Raw genomic sequence first — 20,596 nt, forward strand, 5'->3', positions numbered from 1 at the left:
AAACATTGTTAGCAAAGGTAAAACATGAACTTAAACGGTATGCCCCATGCAGAAATGCCAAACAACAAGGTACAAAGCGACAGCTTTTACCCACAGTTGAGCATACAAGAGCTAAGTGAAAACTACGCCATTGCCACCGAATACGGCAACAACGTAGACATGGTAACCACAAAACTCACCGAAGCAGCGTTTTTTGTTAACAATGAACTAAGCGAATACAACGTAATTAACTGGTCAACGTTCAACAAGCTAGAAGAAATAAGCAATGAAAAAATAGACGGCATCGATCGGCTAACCACGCTTTACAAAAAAGCGGTTTATTCACTTGCTAAATCAAACTTATTGATTAGCAAACTTGGCGAAACGCATCGCGACCAACAAGCAACACAAAGCGAAGTGGCAATTGACAGTAAAAAGTATTGGAAAAACCAAGCATTCAGCGCAATACGCCAAATAATGAGCGTAAGTGAAAACATAAGCGTAGAACTAATATGAAAAACAAACTACAACGCCTTGTTGCACACTTAACAACCGCCCAATACCAAGGGCGATTACTCGCAAAGCCAGGCGAATTTGACGCATGGATAGAAGGTGGCGAAATAGAGCCAAGCAGCAAAAAAATAAACGGCAACGGAATAATAGCCGCAAGAATAAATTATAGCGGCGTAATTAGCATAAACCCATGCGCAGCACCCGCAGAACTAATAGCAACATACGTAAGTTTTTGGCTGCAAGAGAACGGCGAAAAACACGAAAGCGATACGGTTGAATTTAGTGTAGACAAACTCGACGACAACAGCGTAGAGCTTGAACTAACAATTGAAAACATCAGCGAAGAAATACAACTGATCGAATCTAGCACGGGGCCATTCGTACTAAACGATAAAAAATACGATTTTGGCGAATCAAGCTTATGGATAGCTGAAACGTTCACCTTAACAGGTGAAATTGATAACGACTGAACATGCTAAGTGCAACAACGAACAAAGCACAAACTGGGCAAGTACTTAAAGAACTTAAGTTACTAACCCTTAACCCACAAAAAAGACGAAGAATATTACGTGGTGCAGGTAGAAAAGTAAGGCGAGACAGTAAAAAAAGAATAACCAAACAAAAAGATTTACAAGGCAAAACGTGGCAAGGCAGAGCAAACGGCAAAAAAACAAAAATGCTACGTAAGTTAGGTAAAAATTTACAAGTGCATACAAGCCCTAACAAAGCACAAGTAACGTTTGGCAATAAATTAGTAGGACAAATAGCAAGGGCGCATCAACAAGGGGTAACCCTTGAAATGACAGCAAAAGAAGCTGCAAAAAAATACGGAACGCCAAACAAAACAGCCAAAGCAACAAGGCAGCAAGCAAAAAGCTTAAGGCAAGAAGGTTACAAAATTAGAAAAAACAAAGGCAAAGGCTGGAAAAACCCAAGCCTTAAATGGATACAAGAAAACCTAACGTTTTATCAAGCAGGGCTAGTACTAAGAACAATGCGCGACGAGCAAAACAAAAAAACGAAGTGGTCAATACCACTACCAGAACGCTCGTTTTTAGGACAAGAAGCAAAAGAATACAAACAGTTAAAAAATTACATGTTATCTGAAGCGTTCCGCATCGGCTAACCAAACAAACTTACAGCACAGGAAAGGGTAACAACATGGCACAAGGTAAAGTTTCCGTAACGTCGGCAAACACAGGTAGCGGAGCAACGAAAGAAGTAGAACGCTCAGTATTATTCATTGGTGAAGGCACAGAAAACCTGAACACCGTTGTAGCAATTAACGCACAATCTGACTTTGATACGCTAATTAGCGATACAGATTCACCATTAAAAACACAACTACAAGCGTGGGTACGAAATGGTGATGACCTAGTAACCGGCTGGGCTATTCCCATCACGAACGGCGACAATATCATGGCAGAAATTGACAAAGCCATGGACCAAGACGTAAGCCCAGAAATTATTGTTGTTTCAACCCCAGTAACGGGAAAAGCTGACGTAGAAGCATATCAAGCAAAAATGCAAACAATTTTGGCAGCACACGCCCGAAGAATCCGTATTTTACTTGCAGCGCCAGGTTGCGACCCTGACCCAGCCACAGGCGAAACATGGGCAGAGCATAACACCGCAATTCAACCACTAATCGATGGTGTGGTAGCAGACCGAACCGCCGTAATTCCTTTACTTTACGGCGACGAACTAGGTGCTGTTACTGGCCGTTTATGTAAGCGTTCAGTCACTATTGCAGACAGCCCTATGCGTACACAAACTGGCTCATTATCGTTATTACCTTCACCAGTCGATAAAACAGGCGCACCACTGACCAACGCGGTTACCGCCGCACTAGATGCCTTGCGTTTTAGTTGTGTGCAATTTTACCCAGACTTCGATGGCATATATTTTGGTGATGTAAACATGCTAGACGCAGAAGGCGGAGACTATCAAAAAATTGAAGCAGGTCGAGTAGTAGACAAAGCAGCAAGGCAAGTACGCATTATTGCTATTTGGCAAATTAAAAACCGTCGACTAAATAACTCAAGCTCAGGCATTGCGTTTGGTAAACGCGTACTTAGTAAACCTTTACGCGACATGGCAAAAAGCATCAACTTAGGCGCTGACAAATTCCCTGGTGAAATACAAGAACCAAAAGAAGATGCAATAGGCCTAACATTCACTAGCCCAACCGAGTTACACGTATTACTGAAAGTAAAACCAATTGACTCACCAAGCACAATTTTAGTCGGCATCATGCTAGACAACGCACAGTAAGGAATAAAACATGAAATCATTAGGCGGCAAAGACTTCGACGTATTCATGGGTGACAAAATGGTACACATCAATGAAGCAACAGTAACCATTACCGACGGTAGAACACCCAAAATAGTAAGAGGCGTTCCAAAGGGATATATCGATGGGCCAGTTTCAGCAGAAGTTTCAATAAAAGTTGATCACGAAAACTTTTTACTAATCGAAGCGCAAGCACAATCAGCAGGCAGCTGGAAAGGCATTGAACCATTCGATTTATCATTTTTAGCAGAAGCCGCAGCCGGCTCTAAAAACGTAGAAGTGTTTGGCGTACTGCCATCACTTGAAGAAATTCTCAATATCAAAGCAGAAGGTGGAGAAGAGGATTTAACGACAATCAAAGGGCAAGTGGTATCACCAGACTTTGTGAAAATTAATGGTGTTCCGTACTTAACAGCCGAAGAGGTGCGCGACTTATAGCGCACACAAAACAACGCAGAAAGGTTAAAAAATGAAAAGCACACTAATCACCATAAAAAACGTATTAGCAGCGCTAAAGCATAGCCAATATCAACTATTTGAAGGTGAATTAAACCTCAATATTATTGGTGTTCGCAGCAAAAACACGCGCGCAAATACATTTAACGACATGATGTGTGTGCTTTATCAAATGAACGGCCAATGGCAATTAGTACAATATAAATGCACAACCGACCCAGGCATATACTATCGCAAAAACCCGATTAACGTTGACGGAACGGCAGTAGTAGCACCCATGCAACATAAAAGTGTATGGACCTTCGGAATGCATCAGGGTAAATACCCCGCACTTGTACAAAACAAACCGATCACCGTATTTCGTGATGGAAACAAGGACGAAACGATAGACACGGACGTCACCCTTAAAAGCGTAAAAAAACAAAAAGGCTACTTTGGTATTAATTGCCACCGAGCCAGCGAAAAAAACGAATCTAAGCAAGTGAATAAATGGAGTGCAGGTTGCCAAGTGTTAGCAAAGCCAGAAGACTTTGACGAGTTTTTAACACTCTGCCGTCAGTCGGCAAAAACATGGGGCAACACCTTTACTTACACCTTATTAGAACAACAACAGCTTGAGCAAAAATAAAAGCTAAAGCATAACCGTAACTAGAAAAAAAAAGAGAGAAACATCATGGCGTTTGAGAAAAAAATTACATTAACTGTTAATGGCGAAGACATGGTTTTTAATGTCAACGTAGCCGCTTATAACAAATATATAAACGACACAACACCAAAAGATAAAGTGAAACCCGCGTTTAATTTCATCACCGCAATTGTTGACCCAAAAAGCAGAGAAGCAGCAATAGAATTCATGAAAAAACCGGGCGGTGCCTTGCATTTACTGGGGGCAATTGTTGAAGAATACCAAGAAGACTTTGACATAACCGTAAAAAAATAACAGAGCGAGCAAAAGCCATAGGGAATAACCCAACGGAACAAATGCTCGCATATCACAGCAAATGGTTGCCAAGCTTACCGATAACCGAAGAAAGCTTGGCGCAAGCCATGTATTTAGAAAACAACAGCATAGAGCAACAAGCAATAGCAATAAATAATGGCATTTGCATGTTCTTTAAAAACAATGAATAAAAGTAAAGAGGCAAAAAAAGTGAACAATAAACAATTCAATAAAGCCACCAAAACAAGCCTGCTTTACTTTTTTTCCGCGGCTATTTCAGTAGTACTACTAACAACGATTTTTAGCCAAGTATTTAGTTAATTAGGCACACAACTAATGAGCTCATTAAGTAAATTAGAAAAACTCATGTATACCATTGGCGTAGTTGATAAAGCATCAGCACCCGTCAATAAAATCATGAGCAAAATAAATCAAATGAGCGCACAAGCAAACAAAGCACAAGATCAAATGATGAAAGGGTTTGTTGGTGCTGCAGCTGGTGGTGTGGCGCTTAACCGTTCGTTAATGCCTGCCATCGATCACATGGCAGCTCTTGGTGAAGTTCAGTCACTTGGCGTTGCGCAAAGCGGGCTAGAAAAATTAACAAAATCGGCTTTTGAATTTGGCAGTGAATTTGGTGGAAATTCAGCCGAATTTGTGCGCAGTGCTTACGACATTCAGTCAGCAATTGGAGGCTTAACAGAAAATGACCTTTCATCATTCACAAAGACTTCAAACATATTAGCAAAAGCAACAAAAGCTGACGCATCAACCATTACCAGTTACATGGGTACTATGTACGGTATCTTCGAAAAAAACGCTAATAAAATGGGAAAATCTAACTGGGTAGACAAAATAGCTGGGCAAACTGCCTCAGCAGTAAATTTGTATAAAACTACTGGTTCAGAAATGCAAGCTGCATTTTCAAACTTAAGTAATACAGGTTCCAGTGTAGGGTTAAATGCCGCTCAGCAATTTGCAATGGTTGGACAATTACAACTTGTAGCCAAGTCAGGTTCTGTTGCTGGAACGCAAGCAGAAAAATTCATACAAGGCGTTGGCAAAGCAGAGAAAATGCTAGGGTTAAAATTAACAAAAGAAAATGGCGACATGATCGCCATAGACTTAGTTCTCGGCAAAATAAACAACAAACTAAAATCATTAGGCTCTGTAGAAAAACTTGGCGTTTTAACAAAAGTATTTGGCGAACAAGGAGCCAAAGCGGTAAACGTACTTAGTGAAAAAGTAAAAGGCCTAAACTCAGATATAAAGATATTCGAAAATATACAAGACGGGTCAAAAGCTGTTGAAATGGCAAAAATAATAGCAAGCCCTTGGGATAGATTAAGCGGATCGTTCAACGCAGCTGCAACAGCAATGGGGCAAAGATTATTGCCTGTAGTTGAACCCTTTGTTGAAAAACTATCAACCGCTTTGTATGCAGTAGTAGGATTAACAGAGAGGTTCCCTATTTTAACGTCAACAATTGCCACAACCGTAGTGGGCGTAGTTGGCCTAATGACAGCAGTGGGGTTATTTAACATTGTTATGGGGCTATCTAAATACGGAATGATCGGCTTTTCAACATTCACTAAAGCATCAAGCGTGGTGCTAGGGCTATTTAGCAAAGCCGTAAAAGCATCTCGTATTGCCTTGCTAAGCTTTCATATGCAAAGCGCGCTTAGTGGTGGTGCGCTAGGTGCTATGCGTGTTGGCTTAATGGCAGCAACAACAGGGGCGTGGGCATTTACCACGGCATTACTAGCAAACCCATTAACATGGATAATCGCTGGTGGCATTGCTATTTATAAGTATTGGCAACCAATAAAAGCGCTTATGAGCGGATTTTGGGACGGATTAACACAAGGCTTTGGCCCCGTTACGCCGATATTGGCAAGCTTTATCGACAAACTAGGTTTTGTGGGTGATTTATTCTCATGGCTAGGCGAAAAAGCCAGTGGGCTAATGAGTTGGTTTAGCAACTTATTAACTCCTGTAAACCAAACTAGCGAACAATTATTAGCGGCAGGAAATGCAGGTAAAAGCTTTGGCACTACCGTAGCTAATGTTTTTAAAATGTTAACAGCACCAATGCGCGCTTGGTTTTCATTACTTAATGATGGTATTGGGTTATTAAAAACAGCTGGAACGTGGGTTGGCAGTTTATTTGGCGACGACACAAATATTACAGCAACAAAAACGAGCAAACTAGAATCACTACCCGTTAACAACGTAGTGCCTATAAATATAGCGCAAATACAAGCAGAAAAGGCCGAAAAGCAAAAAACGAAAAACAAACAGTTAGCTAAAAGCAATTACGTACAAATTGAAAAATCAGCCATTGCACAACAGTTTTCAAACTCGCTCACTAATAACAGTAACAGCAGTGATCAAAGTAAACATGTACACATTGACGGATTAACAATTAAGTCAGAAAACGCACTGGCAGACATTGAACAACTAATGGAGTTAGCCGGGTAATGTCAGAAACAACACATCACATAGATTTAAACATTGTTGAAAGTGACTTATCACTTGACGACATATTAAGCCCAACAAAACTAACAAAGCAGCAAGTTATTGCTCAAGACATAAAGCACAGAATATTAGAAAGCGGGCTACTTGTAAGGCTAGTAGGACTAAGAAACAACAATGCAATTTCAACAATATTAACCGAGTTGGAATTAATAGTAGAACAAGACGAACGGTTAATACCAGGCACTATTGAACTCTATTACAACTCAGACAAAACAATAAAAGTGCTAGCTGATACATACGACTACGGAAAAATAGAGGCAAGCAATGTCAATTAATTTAGACCTAACAAAGCAATTTACCGAACTGCTTAAACAGGCAAACATTCCTACAACCGAGCAAGAGTTTCAGGCTCAATGGGATGCGCTATTAATTGAAAACGGCTTTGAAATAAACAACCAAAGCCCGTTTAGCCCATTTTGGCGACTGCAAAAAGCATTAATCGCTAAACCAGCGAAAGAAATGGTAGACATACTCACTACACAAATTATGCCCAATACGTTTGTACTGTCAGCACAAAACGAATGGTTAGACGCAAAAGGCGCAGGCCGAAACACACCACGGCTACAAGCAGTTAAAACACAAGGGAATGTGCAAATACACAGAGTAGATAGCAGCGGCGAGCTAACGATTCAAAAGGGCACGTTAATACAAAGCACGCCAATAAATGGCGTAGTGTATCAAGTACAAACTTTATTTGATGTAACCCTAGCTGACGGGGTAGCAAGTATAAACGCACTAGTAGAAGCAACAGAATTTGGCAGTGATCATAACTTACCAGGCGGTTACTACAATAACTTTGTAATACCGATAGAAGGCGTAAGCGTAACCAACAATGATGACTGGCTAGTTAAAGCAGGCCAGTTAGTCGAATCAGATAGTAATTATCAATTGCGTATTCGTGACAAATTCGCCACAAGCGGTAATTTTCACGTTGATGCAGTGTATCGTTCTATTATTTCAGAGTTCCCAGGCATATTGGCCGACAACATAATATTTGATCACACCGCACCGCGGGGGCCAGGTAGCGCGAACGCATACGTATATTTACCCGTAGGCACAGTAACGCAAACAGTAGTAGACAGTATAAACAACCATACCGCCAGTGGCTATCATGGCCATGGCGACGACTTGTTAGTATTCGCCATACCAACAACACCAAAAAACATTGAATTGCAATACTGGCTAAAACCAAACGAAACCGACATAAAAACACAAATAGAGCAATTTATTCGCGCAGCGTTCCGTGAAAATTCAGCATATGAAGCAACAACATGCAAACCCAATGAAAACTTTAGCTTTAGTTTATTAGCATCAGAACTACATGCGCAGTTTCCGCAAATTAGCTCGCTAAACTTTATTACCAACGATTTCAATACAGGAATGAGCTTGCCAGTTATCGACACATTAACCGTGACAAAACAGGGCTAGCCATGAGCAATAATATTCAATTACCCACATGGTTAAACGGCGAACAAACCACAAAATTGGCAAAAGTGGCAAACCAGTTTTGGCAAGAATTCGAGCAAAAATTATGGTGGTGGCTTGAACAAATAAACGAAGACGAAGCCGCACTACCAATTTTAAATTTGCTCGCATGGGAACGCGACATAACAAGATTAGAAAACGAACCGGTAGAGCTTTACCGATTACGCATTAAACACGCCCTGGCAAACGCAGAAGATGCAGGTTCAACCCAAGGAATGGAAGCAATATTCAAACGTCTTGGTTTTGGTTATATGGAAATTAACGAAAGAATACCCGGTTACGACTGGGATATGGTAGGCATATCAATGATCGAATCAGAATTTGCCGACAAGCAACAGCTAGTAGAAGAACTGATAAGGCAATACGGAAGAACGTGCCGACGTTACTTTTTGCAAGTGTTAAACGTGTTGGAAATATACGTACTAGGTGGCCAAGTAGAATTTAATAAAGAGGTAGTAGGGTGAGCACATTACTAATAACAAACGCAGGGCTAAGTTACAAAGATGCCGTTTTTGCAGGCAGTGAAGTGCAAAACATAACACACTTTGTTTTTGCTAACGTTAACGGGTTACAAGAAACTGACCCAATAGACCCAAATGCAACAGTGCCAACAGCAGACGTAGTACACACTCAACCAGTTGAAATGGTATCTCAACTGAACGACAACGCAGTCGTAATAAGTTGCGCAATGGGGTACAACGTAGGCACGTTTGATTTTAACTGGTACGGCGTAATAGCGACAAAAGCAGATAATAGCGAAGTGCTCATTGCTGTTGTTCACACCAACAGCCAAACAAAAACTAAAACCGTTGGAGCCAACGCAGGTGACTACAGTGTAAAAAGCATAGTATGGCGCAGTAATTCAATAGCCGCTCAACTAAACGTTAGCTTGTCAGCACTACCATGGCAGGCAAGCCATGAAGAATTTGTAAGCAAAGCAGAATTTGACGCGCACAACCATGATGATGACAACGAACCGTTTTATGTTACAGAAGATGAAACCGCTATAACTACAAAAGACAAACTTCATGTATTTATGGATTTTGCAGATCTACAAATACCAACAGACTCAGGAAAAGCCTTTGACTTTGTTATTGATCAGTCTGTAACGCTTAGTGAATTAAACAAATGCCGACTGTTAGCACCAACAGGAAAAAAGATCATAATGAATGAAACACCTTACGACTCTATAAATATAAAGGTAAAAAACGTTAGGTATACAGCGTATAAAAACAGCAATGGGGATTACAAAATATGAGCGAGGGAACATTAAGAGCAAGTGGAAACCCAGTTACAGAACTATTTGAATTATTAAACGAAGATAATATTTCATCGCAAGAGATAATAGATTTTTGCCTTACGACAAAAGGGAAAGCAGCTATTGTTCAAGTAGATGCATTTCCTGAATTTATTGTGAGTAATGCTTCTATAGTAGATGCACTAATAAGTAACATTACGACACTAAAAATAATATTAGAAAACAGCGGTGTTACTAACAGTATTGCTAGTAACAACACTTCATTATTAAGGTTAGTAGATCTAGCCGTAAATAATTCTGCTGTATTAACATTAATTGCTGAAAAAGCAGTGATAATGAAAGCAATTGCTAATAATGATACAGCGTTAGCAAGTATATTTAGCGATTTAGCTAATCGAGAAATATTGTTTGATAGCTACACAGCAAGCCAAAATTTACTTAACACTCAAAATGCGAGAGATTGGATGCATAATAACGTTGAAGTAAGTCACAGGCAAAACGCAGGAACAACACACACCTTAAATAAAAAGTGTTATTTTTTAAAGATGTATTCACGTTGTTCAACTAGCTCTACTGCTAACGATTCATATGCTGGTGAGTTTATTGATTACGAACATACTTCAGGACTTGTTCAGTTACAACATAATGTTACTAGCACATCAGGAAGTCAGAGCACCGGAGAAAACAAAATATACAAACGCGCATTTCCTTTACAGCATTATCAATATGGTGGTGATACCTCTTTTTACACCACATCATACTTTGTTGAAATGTCAGGAGTTAACCCGTGAGATACTTACTAAACAATGAAGGACGAGTTATAGGCTCGACTAAAGATAATTTACATTCTACAGCAGTGTCAGGTTACATTCCTGAAAATGCCAATATTTACGATTACATTTACGAAGAGGGTGGTTTTGTTTATTCACCACTTAATGAACAAACCCCCGACATTATTAACATAGAAATTTCTGGTGTTTCACCAACACTAACCGGGTTTGACAACAAGCCAAACGAATACACGGTAAACGAGTTAACAGAAATTACCGCAACAGGTAGCGGATTAAACGCATTGGTGGCAATGGGACTTACAAAGTTTCGCGTGCCATTTGTGCGAACTGATACGCAGAGAAAAGCCTACATGGTGGCAACTATCGAGCAAGACGGAACGTTTAGTATAAGCATTACTTTCAAAACGGGTGGTAAGTGGATTGTCAACACAGAGTTGTTGAACTCAGAACTAACACCAGAAGAATTAGCACAGTTTAGTTTTAGCATTGACGAGCACGTTTTCAAAGTAATTTAACATGCAGAAAAGTAAAAAAAGTTACCTACTTAGGCTTCTAATAGTAATTGACGCATTTTTTAACGTGTTAGTTTTTAATGGTAGCGAAGACCATACAATTAGTGGCCGCGTAGGCTATAAAGCCCTCACAACACAAAAAAGAAAATGGTTAATACTTGAAAAGATGATCAATACATTATTCTTTTTTGATAAAAACCACTGCTACAAGTCAATAGAATGGGACGAAGTTTAACGTGCAATTTCCACCAAGCTTTAACACTGATCGTAACGGCCTAGCCGGAAAAACAACGGCAATAAATAGCATTAGTCTAAACAGTTACGAAACACCTACAGCGCTAAGTAGCGCCAAAGGTGCGTTATTACTTGCAAAAAGCATAGAAGATCTTACCAGACAGCAAAGGCCAACGTCGTGGAATGCCTTAGTGTTATATGCTATTGCAGAAAAGCCGGAACAACTTGCCGAAAAACTAGAAACCATTAACGAAAAATGCCCGTTAATGCCATTTATTAACGCCCAACAATACGCGCAAAGCTTAAGCACAATAAACGAAGACAAAACAACACCAAGCACAGGCAACGAGCAAAGCCGAGAATGGCAACAGCAAGCAGACAACCGAGCAATACCCGCGCTAAATGATGCATATAACGATGCATCACTGGCGTTAGTTGAAAGCGAAAGCCAAAACGTGATAACAACACTAGACAATGCAATAACAGAAGCAGAAACATTAAAAGCTGAACGCGACATACGTTTAGCACAAACAAAGTTTAACGCAGTAAGCACAAGCATAAAAACACAAAGCATTACGGCTAACAGTGCAAGAGGCCTAGCCAATGCCATTAAAAAAATAGGCAATAACCAAATGCATTGGGCGTACATCGTTTACACCGGAAGCACTAGCGAATTACAACCTATTACCGAGTTATTTACATGATCACATTAGACGGCTGGCAAGTACCAGGGTACGACATAAAAATAAATTGCAGCGTAAAAATTGAAAACCAAGATCTAAGTGGTGCAAGCTCCTACATTATCAATATGAATAAAGGGGTTAAAGGCGCAGTGGTAACCGTTAATGCAAAAATACCTTTTGTAGAAAAAGAAAAACTCGCAGAACTGATCAACAAAGCAAAGGCACTTGACGAGGGTGCAAGCGTCATATACACATTAAATAGCGACATAACCACAGCTTACAAAGTAAGAAAAGCTACGTTTGACGGTGAAATAAAAACAATTGAGCTAGAAAAAGCAAAAGGCTGGCAAATATCATTCAAAATGCGCGAAGTGTTAAGTAAATCAGAACGTGAACAACAAATACTCAACGCAAAAGCCGAGAGCAATACGCAGCCACAAGCCGAAAACGGACACAGTGCCATTCAAGAAAAGTTTGAAAAAACAGGCGCAGTGTAATGACAACAACAAGACTAACAAAGGTATTGTTAATTAATAACGAACCAGTAAAAAACATTGTTAGCGATACTGTACAGCTAGATTTATTTAGCCCAGGGCGCGCCATATTTACTGTAATATGCGAACAAGAGCCAAAAGGGTTGGTAGAACTGCAATTAGGGTATAAAACAAGCGAACTTACGCCGTATTTTTTAGGAGTAATTGAAAGCAAGCACCAAATAAAAAACCAATGGATATTAACGTGCCGCGAGCTCATTGGTGCATTGTCGTTCTATGTACCTATTTCAATTCGTTTTGCAACAGCTGAACAAGTACTAGCAAACATAGCAGAGCTAGGCATTGAATTCATAATACCAAACGAAGAATACATGAAAACACCAGTAGCTTGTTTTTATCACAGCGGCAACGGTATTAGCGCATTAAAACAACTGGGCAAAATATATCAAATAGAAAACTATATATTTCAACAGCAAAACAACGGCAAAATATACGTAGGAAGTTGGGACCACTCACCATGGGCCCAAGAAACAATTGAAAATTTCGACGAAAGCGTAATAAACGTAAAAAATGCAACAAACGGTGAATGCGTAGCAATACCAAAACTAAGACCGGGTATAAAAATAAACAATCGTTACATTACTGAAACAACACTAACAGGAAATAAACAAGGGTTAAAATGGTCAAAAGTTATATACGACGCTTAGTATTACGCTACTTTCCAGAAATAGGGCAACGAAAACACTTGCCGCAGTTAGCGCGTATTGAAAAAATATACGACTTGCCTACTAATGGTTCAAAAGTAAGCACAAACTTTAGACCATACAAAGCCGCAGATATTCAACTACTAAACACAGTGACTAACGAACCGCTAGAGGCTCCAATTTTTGAACAGGTAACATTAGCGACAGGCCAAGGAAACGAAAGTGGTTTATATATTGAACCCAAGGTAGGCATGCGTTGCTTAGTTCAATACATAGACGGGCTAGATTCTCACCCAGTTATTACCGCCATTTTACCATGGCAAACACTGGTGCCTGAAAACCGCGCAACCGACGTAGTAATGCAACAATCAAAGCATAGCAAAATAAAAGGCAGCAACGAAAACTGGCACATAGAAACACCAGGCGAAATAAAACAAACAAGCCAAACGTCAGAAGTTAACGCGCAAGTTCGCGAAGAAAACTACCACGAAAAACACTGCAGCATAGACACACATGCCACAAACAAAATTGACGGTAACCAAATCAATGAAATAATGGGGGCTTTAAAAACCATAGTGGGTGAAAAAGCCTTAATTATGGCGCTAGAAGACTTAACACTTGGCAGTAAAAAACAGGTCAACATTAAAGCACACGAAAACATGAACCTTGAAAGCCTTAAAAAGTTTGAAGCCAAGGCAGCACAGCTGGCAAAAGTGCAAGGTGCTACAGTATGGCTGGGTAATAATAGTGTAAACGTAGTACAAGTATTGCTAGACCTAATCGCCGTAGTTAAAGACACCAACGACACACTAGCAACACACACACATTCTGGCGCTGGCACATCACCACAAGCAACAACGTTTACAGGTTATAAAAGCGCAGCTTCAGGGCTTGAAAGTAACTTATCACCGATAACTGAATAAAACTAACCTTACGCAAATTTATCATGCAACTTATGCGGAAATAGTTGCGTGTAAACCTGCCATAAAATATTCAAATTTCTATGTCCAGTCACTTGGGCAACTTCTTCAATAGAGTAACCCTTTTCAAACAATCGACTAGCCCCTTCACGCCTTAAATCATGGTAACGCAAATCATCAATTTCTAAATCATTACGCACCAGTTGAAAACCAGCCGTAACAGAACGCGAGTTATAAGGAAAAACAAGATCACTCGTTCGAGGTTGAGACATTAAAATATCAAACGAACCGGCCAATAACGGCACAATCATATGATTACCCGTTTTTTTACGTGGGTCTTTACGATCACGAACAACAATGGTTTTATGCTCTTCATTTAAATCATCCCAACGTAACGCGCAAACTTCGCCAATTCTCATACACGTTAAAATACTAAAATCTAAAATATCAATAAACGGAATACGAACAACACCGTTTGAACGGTAACTCATACGTTTTTTTAAACCGTCGCGCAAACGGTCTAACTCGTTCTCAGTTGGTCGACGCGTGCGCTTTTGGCTTTTACCAACTAACCCCATTTCAATTAATACCGGTACAGCATCTTCAAAAATTTTATAATTAGCATCAATATTCCAAACGGGGTTTGCCTTTTTCATCACAGAGCGCAAATAAGCAATATCATGATAAATAGTAGCGGGGCCAGCACCAGCCGCACGCCTATTTTTACAATGCTCGATTAAATCACTTGTTCTTAGCTCATTTGATAAAATTTTACTGATATCACTATCCATAAGCATCTTTATTACATAGCGTTTAGTGCGGCCTGTTTTATTCCAAAGATCAGCATTCTCAAAATAGTTATTAAGTAGGGTGCCAATAGTAACTGACTTATTAATTTTTAAACCATTAAGGTCAATTTCATTTACACGCCTAACACCAAATGTTCTAGCCAGTTCTTTTTTTCTGAATGTTTTAGTTTCGCGGTGTATAATCTCACCACCTTTTTTAACAACAATAGCGCAACGGTAGCTATATTCACCGCTTGAACGTTTACGCTTTTGTATGCTGAAAGATGCCATTTGTCCTACTCAATAAAGGTGTACTTATGGTGTACTTTAAAAGGAAACTCGGGTAAACTCAAGGCAATTAGAGGTAATTCGCAAAGAATGAAAGAACAGTCAGAAGTAGGTTTAAAGCCAAGTGTGCCAATGAATACAGTAGATCACAAGCTAAGCATTGCGCCTATGCTTGATTGGACCGATCGCCATTGTCGTTACTTTTATCGAACTATGTCAAAAAACGTAGTGCTGTATACGGAAATGGTGACAACAGGCGCTATTTTATTTGGTAAAGGTGATTATTTAGGGTTTAACCAAGAAGAACATCCAGTTGTTTTACAGTTGGGTGGTAGCGACCCAAAAGCCATGACCGAATGTGCAAAAATTGCTGAACAGCAAGGTTATGATGAAATAAACATTAATGTTGGGTGTCCTTCTGACCGTGTTCAAAACGGTAAGTTTGGTGCGTGTTTAATGGCTGAACCTGCTTTAGTCTCTCGCTGTGTAGAGCAAATGCAACAAGCAGTAAATATCCCAGTTACTGTGAAATCACGTATAGGCATTGATGATCAAGATAGCTATCAATTTTTACATCAATTTATCAGTGAGGTATCTCAAGCGGGGTGTGAACATTTTATTGTACATGCGCGTAAGGCATGGTTAAGTGGCTTAAGTCCTAAGCAAAACAGGGAAGTACCGCCACTTGATTATGAGCGGGTATACCAAATTAAACGCGACTTTCCGTCATTAAACATTTCTATTAATGGTGGTATTAAATCTTTTCAAGAAGCAAATCAACATTTAACCCATATTGATGGTGTAATGATCGGCCGAGAGGTTTATCAAAATCCATATTTACTGTCTCAAGCGGATCAACAAATTTGGCAGCAAAACACTGCTGTAAAAACGCGAACACAAGTGATTGAAGAAATGGCTGTGTATATCGACAACTATGTCGCTAACGGTGGTCGTGTGTGGCATGTTGTTAGGCATATGCTTGGTTTATGTAATGGTTTGCCTGGAGCAAAACAATATCGTCGTTACTTAAGTGAAAATGCTGGCCGTGAAGCTGCAAATAGTCGTGTTCTACTTGAAGCGTTCGATAAAGTGAAGGGTATTTAATGACGACAAAGTTCCGAAATCGGGAAGTGTATTCCCGTATTCGGGAGGCTAATAACGTTGTTTACTTTCAATAAAACAGTTATTAGCATTTTTTTACTAACAAATAGTGAAATTCACCAACTGATTATGATAATCAAAAATTTGTTTCGAAAACTATTTTTTTGTAAAAATCAACTTTCTTTATAATTCAATGCTTTATGTTTTTTTTGCTGCAATGGCACAACCTTTGTTTACTTTCTTGCATCTTAATCACTATAACCTTATGAAAGGACAAGAAGATGCTAAGTTTATTAACCATTTCTATGATCATGATGATCCCTGCTGCAGCGGTACTTGCTTGCTCAGTTGTGATTCGGTTTTTTGAAAAAAAGCTCAATACAAGTAAGCGAATATCTGTTTGTGATATTTGATTGCTTGAAAGTAAAACGAATTGAATACCTTAGCTAATGTACCTTTTTCATCAAAGTGAATTATTTCTACGTTCTTATAACGAATATTATCAATGTGTACACATGCTTCTCTTGAGCTATTAACGACAACGCATTCTTGAGTTCTTTGCTCTTTTCGGTTATGTACTGTCATCCAGCGAAAACATAATACCTACTTCTGATATTTTACCTGTTAAATACCAACCACACATGTGCGGTTCCATTCTTTGTCGTGCCATTAGTTTAATTAAACCCCTAATGTCATCTGAGCAAGTATTTTCTATTTAGCAACGCACAATTACTTAGATGATAAAAACGTTGAACGCGGTATCTCATTGCTAGGTATAAAAAACGCAATGCTTAAGAATAATACTTTCTGATTGCTCTCACCTTATTGATAAATAATAGCGTTCGTAGATTAGAGCTATCACAGCTATGAACACTCAGAAGCTGGTTCAAACAAGATTATTGTCTCTACGTATCTATGGCGTGAAGAGCAATACTCACAGTCAAATAATCATATTGGTCAATTAGACTAAATCGGTAGTTATATTCACTATAATTTCGTTTGACATATTATGTCGTGAATTATTGTAAATGTAGAGTTAATTAAATTATTTGTTATAAAACAATTATTTAAATAATTTTACGCTGTTGGCACAAGCCTTGTAATGTATAGATTAATGAAGGATAAGTTTTAAATTTTTTAGATGACACACATTCAGGAGAGCAACATGAACCGTCAACGTTTTTCATTATTATTGACTTCACTTGTTATAGGACTAACGACAATTACGAGTGCATCGGCAAATCAAAGCAGTATTGAAGATAGCGTAAATAAAGCGGTAGCAGAACAAACTAAACAAGTGTCACAACAAATATCAAAAGCATTGAAAGATAATATTCAAGCGCAACTTAAATTGACCATCGCCTTAGCGGATAAGCCAGTTGTTCATACTGAGCAAATGATCGCACAGGTATCACCATCATCAAAAAGAACTGTAGAAGAGTAGGAGAAGTACCATGGGAATGTTTTCAAGATTTACAGATATCATAAATGCCAATATTAACAACATGCTAGACAAGGCAGAAGATCCAGAGAAAATGATCAGGTTGATCATCCAAGAAATGGAAGAAACACTTGTTGAAGTAAGGGCGACAGCGGCAAAACATATTGCTGAGAAAAAGTCGGTGTTACGACATGTTCGTCAACTAGAAAAATCTGTTGGTAATTGGCAAGAGAAAGCTGAAACAGCAATAGCGAAAGGTCGCGATGATCTTGCTAAAGCAGCCTTAGTTGAAAAACATAAAGCACAGAGTGAACAAGAAAGCTATGAACAAGAGCTATCTCAATTAGAAGAGTTTTTAACTGCGGTACAGGAAGATAGCCAGCGTTTACAAAGTAAGTTATCAGAAGCAAAACGCAAACAAGAAGCCTATTTGTTAAGACAAGAATCAGCAACGGTGCGTTTAAAAGTAAGAGAAAGCGCACAAGTGCATAATATTGAAGATGCGATTAGCAAGTTTGAACGTTACCAGCAAAAAATTGATGAAGTTGAAGCGCAAGTTGAAGCATTTGATTTAACGGCTAATCAAGATCTTGCAAGCCAAATATCAGCGTTGGAAACAGATGAACGTATTGACGAAGAGATCGCAAATTTGAAGAAGAAAACAGTCAATAGCTAATGACCACGTTACCATGACACTTTATGTTCAAGGTGTCATGATTCCCCATTAATTAGAAGGAAAAACACATGAAATATCAACGTCAATATACTCATAAGTCTACTTTATCAAAAGATCAATTGTATAAGAAGGTATCAGGTGTTTGTGCTGGTATTGCTCGTCATTACCAATTTCCACGTTGGGGAGTAAGAATTGCAGCGATTGTATCTTTATTTGCATTTCCTGTGGTAACAGCAGTTGCTTATATTTGTGCAACAATTCTACTTCCAAATCATTATTAGCCGATATTAAAGCAACATTTTTAAACGATAGGAGTAGGCTATGTCATTATTTAAATCACTGTTACTTGCCATTATTGCCACGTTGTTTCTTACTTATGTTTTAGGGACCAGTTTCGTCGAATATTTTGACATTGACGTTTACATGGGAGAAGAACTTATTGAACCTTTAAAGGCGATCAGTATCTCAGCGTTAGTTGTTGTGATATTGACCCTTGTTGCCGTGGCGATAGTTGTCAGTGTGTTTGGTACGGTGATTTTTCTTGCTATGCTTGTTTTTGGTGCCGTTGCTATGGCATTACTTGGTGCCTTTTGGCCGATATTCATGATAGCCGGCGTTATTTGGTTGTGTACGCGAAACAAACAACGACAATATAATTAATCTTAATTTACAAAATATGGACAAAGGATAATAAATGAAAGCGCTAATACTAATAATATGGTTTTCTTTATGCTCAGCGAGTGTCGCTTCAACAATGGAAAAAGTGGAGAAAGCATTAACTGAACAAGATATTGCGTTAGCAAAAACTGAATATTCAGCCTTGCCAGATGATGTTAAGCAAACCTTACCTGCTAAAATCGCCAAAGGGCGTTTACTTTTATCAAATGAAGATGGAGAGCCCGCCTTTGATTATTTTGAAGCATTAAAAGAACAACACGGCTCAAATGCGCAAGTTAATTACTATTTCTCAGTAAGCGCAATTGTTATGGCTCAACAGGCGAGTATTTTTTCAAAGCTGGGCTACGCGGAAGACTTTGTTGAGTCGATTGAAAAAACATTAACGTTAAAGCCTAACTATATTGAGGCACTTGATACAGCCATTGGTTTTTATTTACATGCGCCCGGTGTTGCCGGAGGAGATATAGATAAGGCCACACAATATGCGAAAAAACTGTTAACAATTGCACCAGTTAAGGGGTATAAGCATCTTGCTACTATTTACCGAGCCAATGAAAAACCACAAGAAGCATACAAAACACTAGCAGAAGGGTTGGTGAAATACCCTGAAAGTAGTGAATTGTATTTCTATCGTGCAATAACAAGCATGGATGATAAAGCATGGCAAAAAGCACGCGAAGACTTCAAGCTTGCGGTTAAATTTGCCCAAAATGATGAAGAAAAAACCAAAGCGCTTTATCAACAAGGTAAGTTAGCAGCAGAAACCGGTGAAGAGATAGAAGTAGGTATTCTCGCCTTGCAAAATAACCAAGTAAAAAATAGTAAGCAGTATGAAAAATGGAGTCAATTAAGGTTAGCGCAGTTATACACGCATCAGAAAAAATATGACATAGCGGAAAAAACGTTAACGAGTATCGAGTTAAACGACGAAGAACAACTAGCAGACAAGATAAAAGAGCTTAAAAAGAAAATTAAAAAGTTAAAGAGCTAAAAGTTACTGACCCTTTAACTTTCAAAAAGCTTGTTAATTAAAAAAGCGTTGTAGTATTTGCTGGCAATCGTTTGTTTTTATTAGTCTTGAAAATTCTTTAGCTTCTTGTTCAATTGCTTTAAGTACCTGCGGTTGTGTCGCTTGCTTAATTAAGCGCCGGCTTGTTTGAGTGGCATCTGCAGGTAGTTTGGCTATTTTTTCAGCTACTGCCAGTGCATCAGAAAGTAACGCTTCATCAGAAGATATTTTGTTAACTAAACCAATGTCGTGAGCGTATTGTCCACTAAAGGTATCGCCCAATACAAGTAACTCAAAGGCTTTGTTATGACCTAACTTTAGCGGTAATAAAGTACTTGAAGCAGCTTCTGGACAAAGCCCTAATTGGCTAAATGGTAGTTTTAATTTTGCGTCATTTGTTGCGATAACATAATCACAATGAAGCAACATAGTGGTGCCAATACCAACAGCTGGGCCTGCAACTGCAGCAATCAGAGGTTTGTTGAAATGGACTAGTGCTTTGACAAATTGAAAGGCAGCAAGGTCGTCGTCATTAGCATGTTTAATGAAATCAGCTAAATCGTTGCCGGCACAAAAGCAACTTTCATTGCCTTGAATGAGTACACTATTCACTTTATCGTTCGTTGCCGCTGACGCGAGTAAATCACACAATGTTAAATACATTTTTGAATTTAATGCATTTTTTTTGTCGAAGCGATTAATTGTTATCTGAAGAACATTATTTTGTAAATTTGAAAGAATTAGATTATCCATTTGAAATTAGCTTAGTTACAATGGCAGTATGAATATAATATGAGTATATAAAGGAAAGATAG

28 protein-coding genes are annotated in these 20,596 nt (G+C 38.9%); 26 read left to right on the forward strand and 2 right to left on the reverse strand.

Going from position 1 to position 20,596, the window contains the following annotated elements; genetic code table 11:
* Window positions 1-24 precede the first annotated feature (24 nt).
* The 19 genes from Q4489_RS04355 to Q4489_RS04445 all read left to right on the forward strand — a co-directional run bounded on the left by Q4489_RS04355 (window position 25) and on the right by Q4489_RS04445 (window position 13,803).
* Entirely contained in the window at window positions 25-495 is a 471-nt protein-coding gene (locus Q4489_RS04355) for a head completion/stabilization protein (protein ID WP_303477587.1), read from the forward strand.
* Window positions 492-962, forward strand: coding sequence for a phage tail protein (locus tag Q4489_RS04360; protein WP_303477589.1), 471 nt, complete (start codon window positions 492-494; stop codon window positions 960-962). Before Q4489_RS04355 ends, Q4489_RS04360 begins: the two co-directional genes overlap by 4 nt.
* 2 nt (window positions 963-964) lie before the next feature.
* Entirely contained in the window at window positions 965-1,618 is a 654-nt protein-coding gene (locus Q4489_RS04365; protein ID WP_303477591.1) for a phage virion morphogenesis protein, read from the forward strand.
* A 35-nt stretch (window positions 1,619-1,653) separates the two neighbouring features.
* Window positions 1,654-2,766, forward strand: coding sequence for a DUF2586 domain-containing protein (locus tag Q4489_RS04370; RefSeq protein WP_303477594.1), 1,113 nt, complete (start codon window positions 1,654-1,656; stop codon window positions 2,764-2,766).
* A gap of 10 nt (window positions 2,767-2,776) precedes the next feature.
* Entirely contained in the window at window positions 2,777-3,223 is a 447-nt protein-coding gene (locus Q4489_RS04375; RefSeq protein ID WP_303477597.1) for a phage protein, read from the forward strand.
* Between the two features lie 31 nt (window positions 3,224-3,254).
* Window positions 3,255-3,869, forward strand: a complete 615-nt coding sequence (locus tag Q4489_RS04380; protein ID WP_303477600.1) for a hypothetical protein — start codon at window positions 3,255-3,257, stop codon at window positions 3,867-3,869.
* Between the two features lie 45 nt (window positions 3,870-3,914).
* Window positions 3,915-4,181 carry a putative phage tail assembly chaperone gene (locus Q4489_RS04385; protein WP_303477602.1) on the forward strand — a complete coding sequence of 89 codons (267 nt, stop codon included), beginning with the start codon at window positions 3,915-3,917 and terminating at the stop codon, window positions 4,179-4,181.
* Window positions 4,182-4,222: 41 nt separating this feature from the next.
* Window positions 4,223-4,372 (forward strand): hypothetical protein, encoded by a 150-nt coding sequence (locus Q4489_RS04390; RefSeq protein ID WP_303477605.1) that lies wholly within the window; start codon window positions 4,223-4,225, stop codon window positions 4,370-4,372.
* A gap of 145 nt (window positions 4,373-4,517) precedes the next feature.
* Window positions 4,518-6,662 carry a phage tail tape measure protein gene (locus Q4489_RS04395; RefSeq protein ID WP_303477607.1) on the forward strand — a complete coding sequence of 715 codons (2,145 nt, stop codon included), beginning with the start codon at window positions 4,518-4,520 and terminating at the stop codon, window positions 6,660-6,662.
* Window positions 6,662-6,994 carry a DUF2590 family protein gene (locus tag Q4489_RS04400; RefSeq protein WP_303477610.1) on the forward strand — a complete coding sequence of 111 codons (333 nt, stop codon included), beginning with the start codon at window positions 6,662-6,664 and terminating at the stop codon, window positions 6,992-6,994. The genes Q4489_RS04395 and Q4489_RS04400 overlap by 1 nt, the downstream gene beginning before the upstream one ends.
* The gene (locus Q4489_RS04405) at window positions 6,984-8,147 is read left to right on the forward strand and encodes a baseplate J/gp47 family protein (RefSeq protein WP_303477612.1); all 1,164 of its coding nucleotides are present in this window, start codon (window positions 6,984-6,986) and stop codon (window positions 8,145-8,147) included. The genes Q4489_RS04400 and Q4489_RS04405 overlap by 11 nt, the downstream gene beginning before the upstream one ends.
* A 2-nt stretch (window positions 8,148-8,149) precedes the next feature.
* Complete coding sequence (locus tag Q4489_RS04410; RefSeq protein WP_303477615.1) at window positions 8,150-8,668, forward strand: phage tail protein; 519 nt, start codon at window positions 8,150-8,152, stop codon at window positions 8,666-8,668.
* On the forward strand, window positions 8,665-9,462 hold the full coding sequence (locus Q4489_RS04415; RefSeq protein ID WP_303477619.1) for a phage tail protein: 798 nt from the start codon (window positions 8,665-8,667) through the stop codon (window positions 9,460-9,462). Before Q4489_RS04410 ends, Q4489_RS04415 begins: the two co-directional genes overlap by 4 nt.
* Window positions 9,459-10,253, forward strand: coding sequence for a hypothetical protein (locus Q4489_RS04420; RefSeq protein WP_303477621.1), 795 nt, complete (start codon window positions 9,459-9,461; stop codon window positions 10,251-10,253). The genes Q4489_RS04415 and Q4489_RS04420 overlap by 4 nt, the downstream gene beginning before the upstream one ends.
* Window positions 10,250-10,768, forward strand: a complete 519-nt coding sequence (locus tag Q4489_RS04425; protein WP_303477622.1) for a hypothetical protein — start codon at window positions 10,250-10,252, stop codon at window positions 10,766-10,768. The genes Q4489_RS04420 and Q4489_RS04425 overlap by 4 nt, the downstream gene beginning before the upstream one ends.
* A 233-nt stretch (window positions 10,769-11,001) precedes the next feature.
* Window positions 11,002-11,703, forward strand: coding sequence for a hypothetical protein (locus Q4489_RS04430; protein ID WP_303477623.1), 702 nt, complete (start codon window positions 11,002-11,004; stop codon window positions 11,701-11,703).
* Window positions 11,700-12,179: a hypothetical protein gene (locus tag Q4489_RS04435; protein WP_303477626.1), complete on the forward strand. Its 480-nt coding sequence runs from the start codon at window positions 11,700-11,702 to the stop codon at window positions 12,177-12,179. The genes Q4489_RS04430 and Q4489_RS04435 overlap by 4 nt, the downstream gene beginning before the upstream one ends.
* Window positions 12,179-12,883, forward strand: a complete 705-nt coding sequence (locus Q4489_RS04440) for a hypothetical protein (RefSeq protein WP_303477629.1) — start codon at window positions 12,179-12,181, stop codon at window positions 12,881-12,883. Before Q4489_RS04435 ends, Q4489_RS04440 begins: the two co-directional genes overlap by 1 nt.
* Window positions 12,856-13,803, forward strand: a complete 948-nt coding sequence (locus tag Q4489_RS04445) for a hypothetical protein (RefSeq protein ID WP_303477632.1) — start codon at window positions 12,856-12,858, stop codon at window positions 13,801-13,803. Before Q4489_RS04440 ends, Q4489_RS04445 begins: the two co-directional genes overlap by 28 nt.
* Window positions 13,804-13,811: 8 nt before the next feature.
* Here the strand turns inward: Q4489_RS04445 and Q4489_RS04450 are convergent, their stop codons facing one another.
* Window positions 13,812-14,879, reverse strand: coding sequence for a site-specific integrase (locus Q4489_RS04450; protein WP_303477635.1), 1,068 nt, complete (start codon window positions 14,877-14,879; stop codon window positions 13,812-13,814).
* Between the two features lie 87 nt (window positions 14,880-14,966).
* Between Q4489_RS04450 and dusA the strand changes: the two genes are divergently transcribed.
* The 7 genes from dusA to Q4489_RS04485 all read left to right on the forward strand — a co-directional run bounded on the left by dusA (window position 14,967) and on the right by Q4489_RS04485 (window position 19,763).
* The gene (dusA, locus tag Q4489_RS04455; protein WP_303477639.1) at window positions 14,967-15,980 is read left to right on the forward strand and encodes a tRNA dihydrouridine(20/20a) synthase DusA; all 1,014 of its coding nucleotides are present in this window, start codon (window positions 14,967-14,969) and stop codon (window positions 15,978-15,980) included.
* 278 nt (window positions 15,981-16,258) lie between these two features.
* Window positions 16,259-16,390, forward strand: coding sequence for a hypothetical protein (locus Q4489_RS04460; RefSeq protein ID WP_303046022.1), 132 nt, complete (start codon window positions 16,259-16,261; stop codon window positions 16,388-16,390).
* 752 nt (window positions 16,391-17,142) lie between these two features.
* Window positions 17,143-17,421: a hypothetical protein gene (locus Q4489_RS04465; protein ID WP_303477641.1), complete on the forward strand. Its 279-nt coding sequence runs from the start codon at window positions 17,143-17,145 to the stop codon at window positions 17,419-17,421.
* Window positions 17,422-17,431: 10 nt separating this feature from the next.
* A complete protein-coding gene (gene pspA / locus Q4489_RS04470) occupies window positions 17,432-18,094 on the forward strand; it encodes a phage shock protein PspA (protein WP_303477642.1) in 663 nt (220 codons plus the stop codon).
* 68 nt (window positions 18,095-18,162) lie between these two features.
* Window positions 18,163-18,375 carry a PspC domain-containing protein gene (locus tag Q4489_RS04475; protein WP_303477644.1) on the forward strand — a complete coding sequence of 71 codons (213 nt, stop codon included), beginning with the start codon at window positions 18,163-18,165 and terminating at the stop codon, window positions 18,373-18,375.
* Window positions 18,376-18,415: 40 nt separating this feature from the next.
* Window positions 18,416-18,754: a hypothetical protein gene (locus Q4489_RS04480; RefSeq protein ID WP_303477647.1), complete on the forward strand. Its 339-nt coding sequence runs from the start codon at window positions 18,416-18,418 to the stop codon at window positions 18,752-18,754.
* A 34-nt stretch (window positions 18,755-18,788) separates the two neighbouring features.
* Complete coding sequence (locus tag Q4489_RS04485; RefSeq protein ID WP_303477650.1) at window positions 18,789-19,763, forward strand: lipopolysaccharide assembly protein LapB; 975 nt, start codon at window positions 18,789-18,791, stop codon at window positions 19,761-19,763.
* A gap of 33 nt (window positions 19,764-19,796) precedes the next feature.
* On the opposite strand, the gene Q4489_RS04490 is transcribed toward Q4489_RS04485, so the two are convergent.
* Window positions 19,797-20,534, reverse strand: a complete 738-nt coding sequence (locus Q4489_RS04490; protein ID WP_303477653.1) for an enoyl-CoA hydratase-related protein — start codon at window positions 20,532-20,534, stop codon at window positions 19,797-19,799.
* Window positions 20,535-20,596: the final 62 nt, after the last annotated feature.

The sequence above is a fragment of the Thalassotalea sp. 1_MG-2023 genome (assembly GCF_030546745.1).
In the GTDB taxonomy this organism is placed as follows: domain Bacteria; phylum Pseudomonadota; class Gammaproteobacteria; order Enterobacterales; family Alteromonadaceae; genus Thalassotalea_C.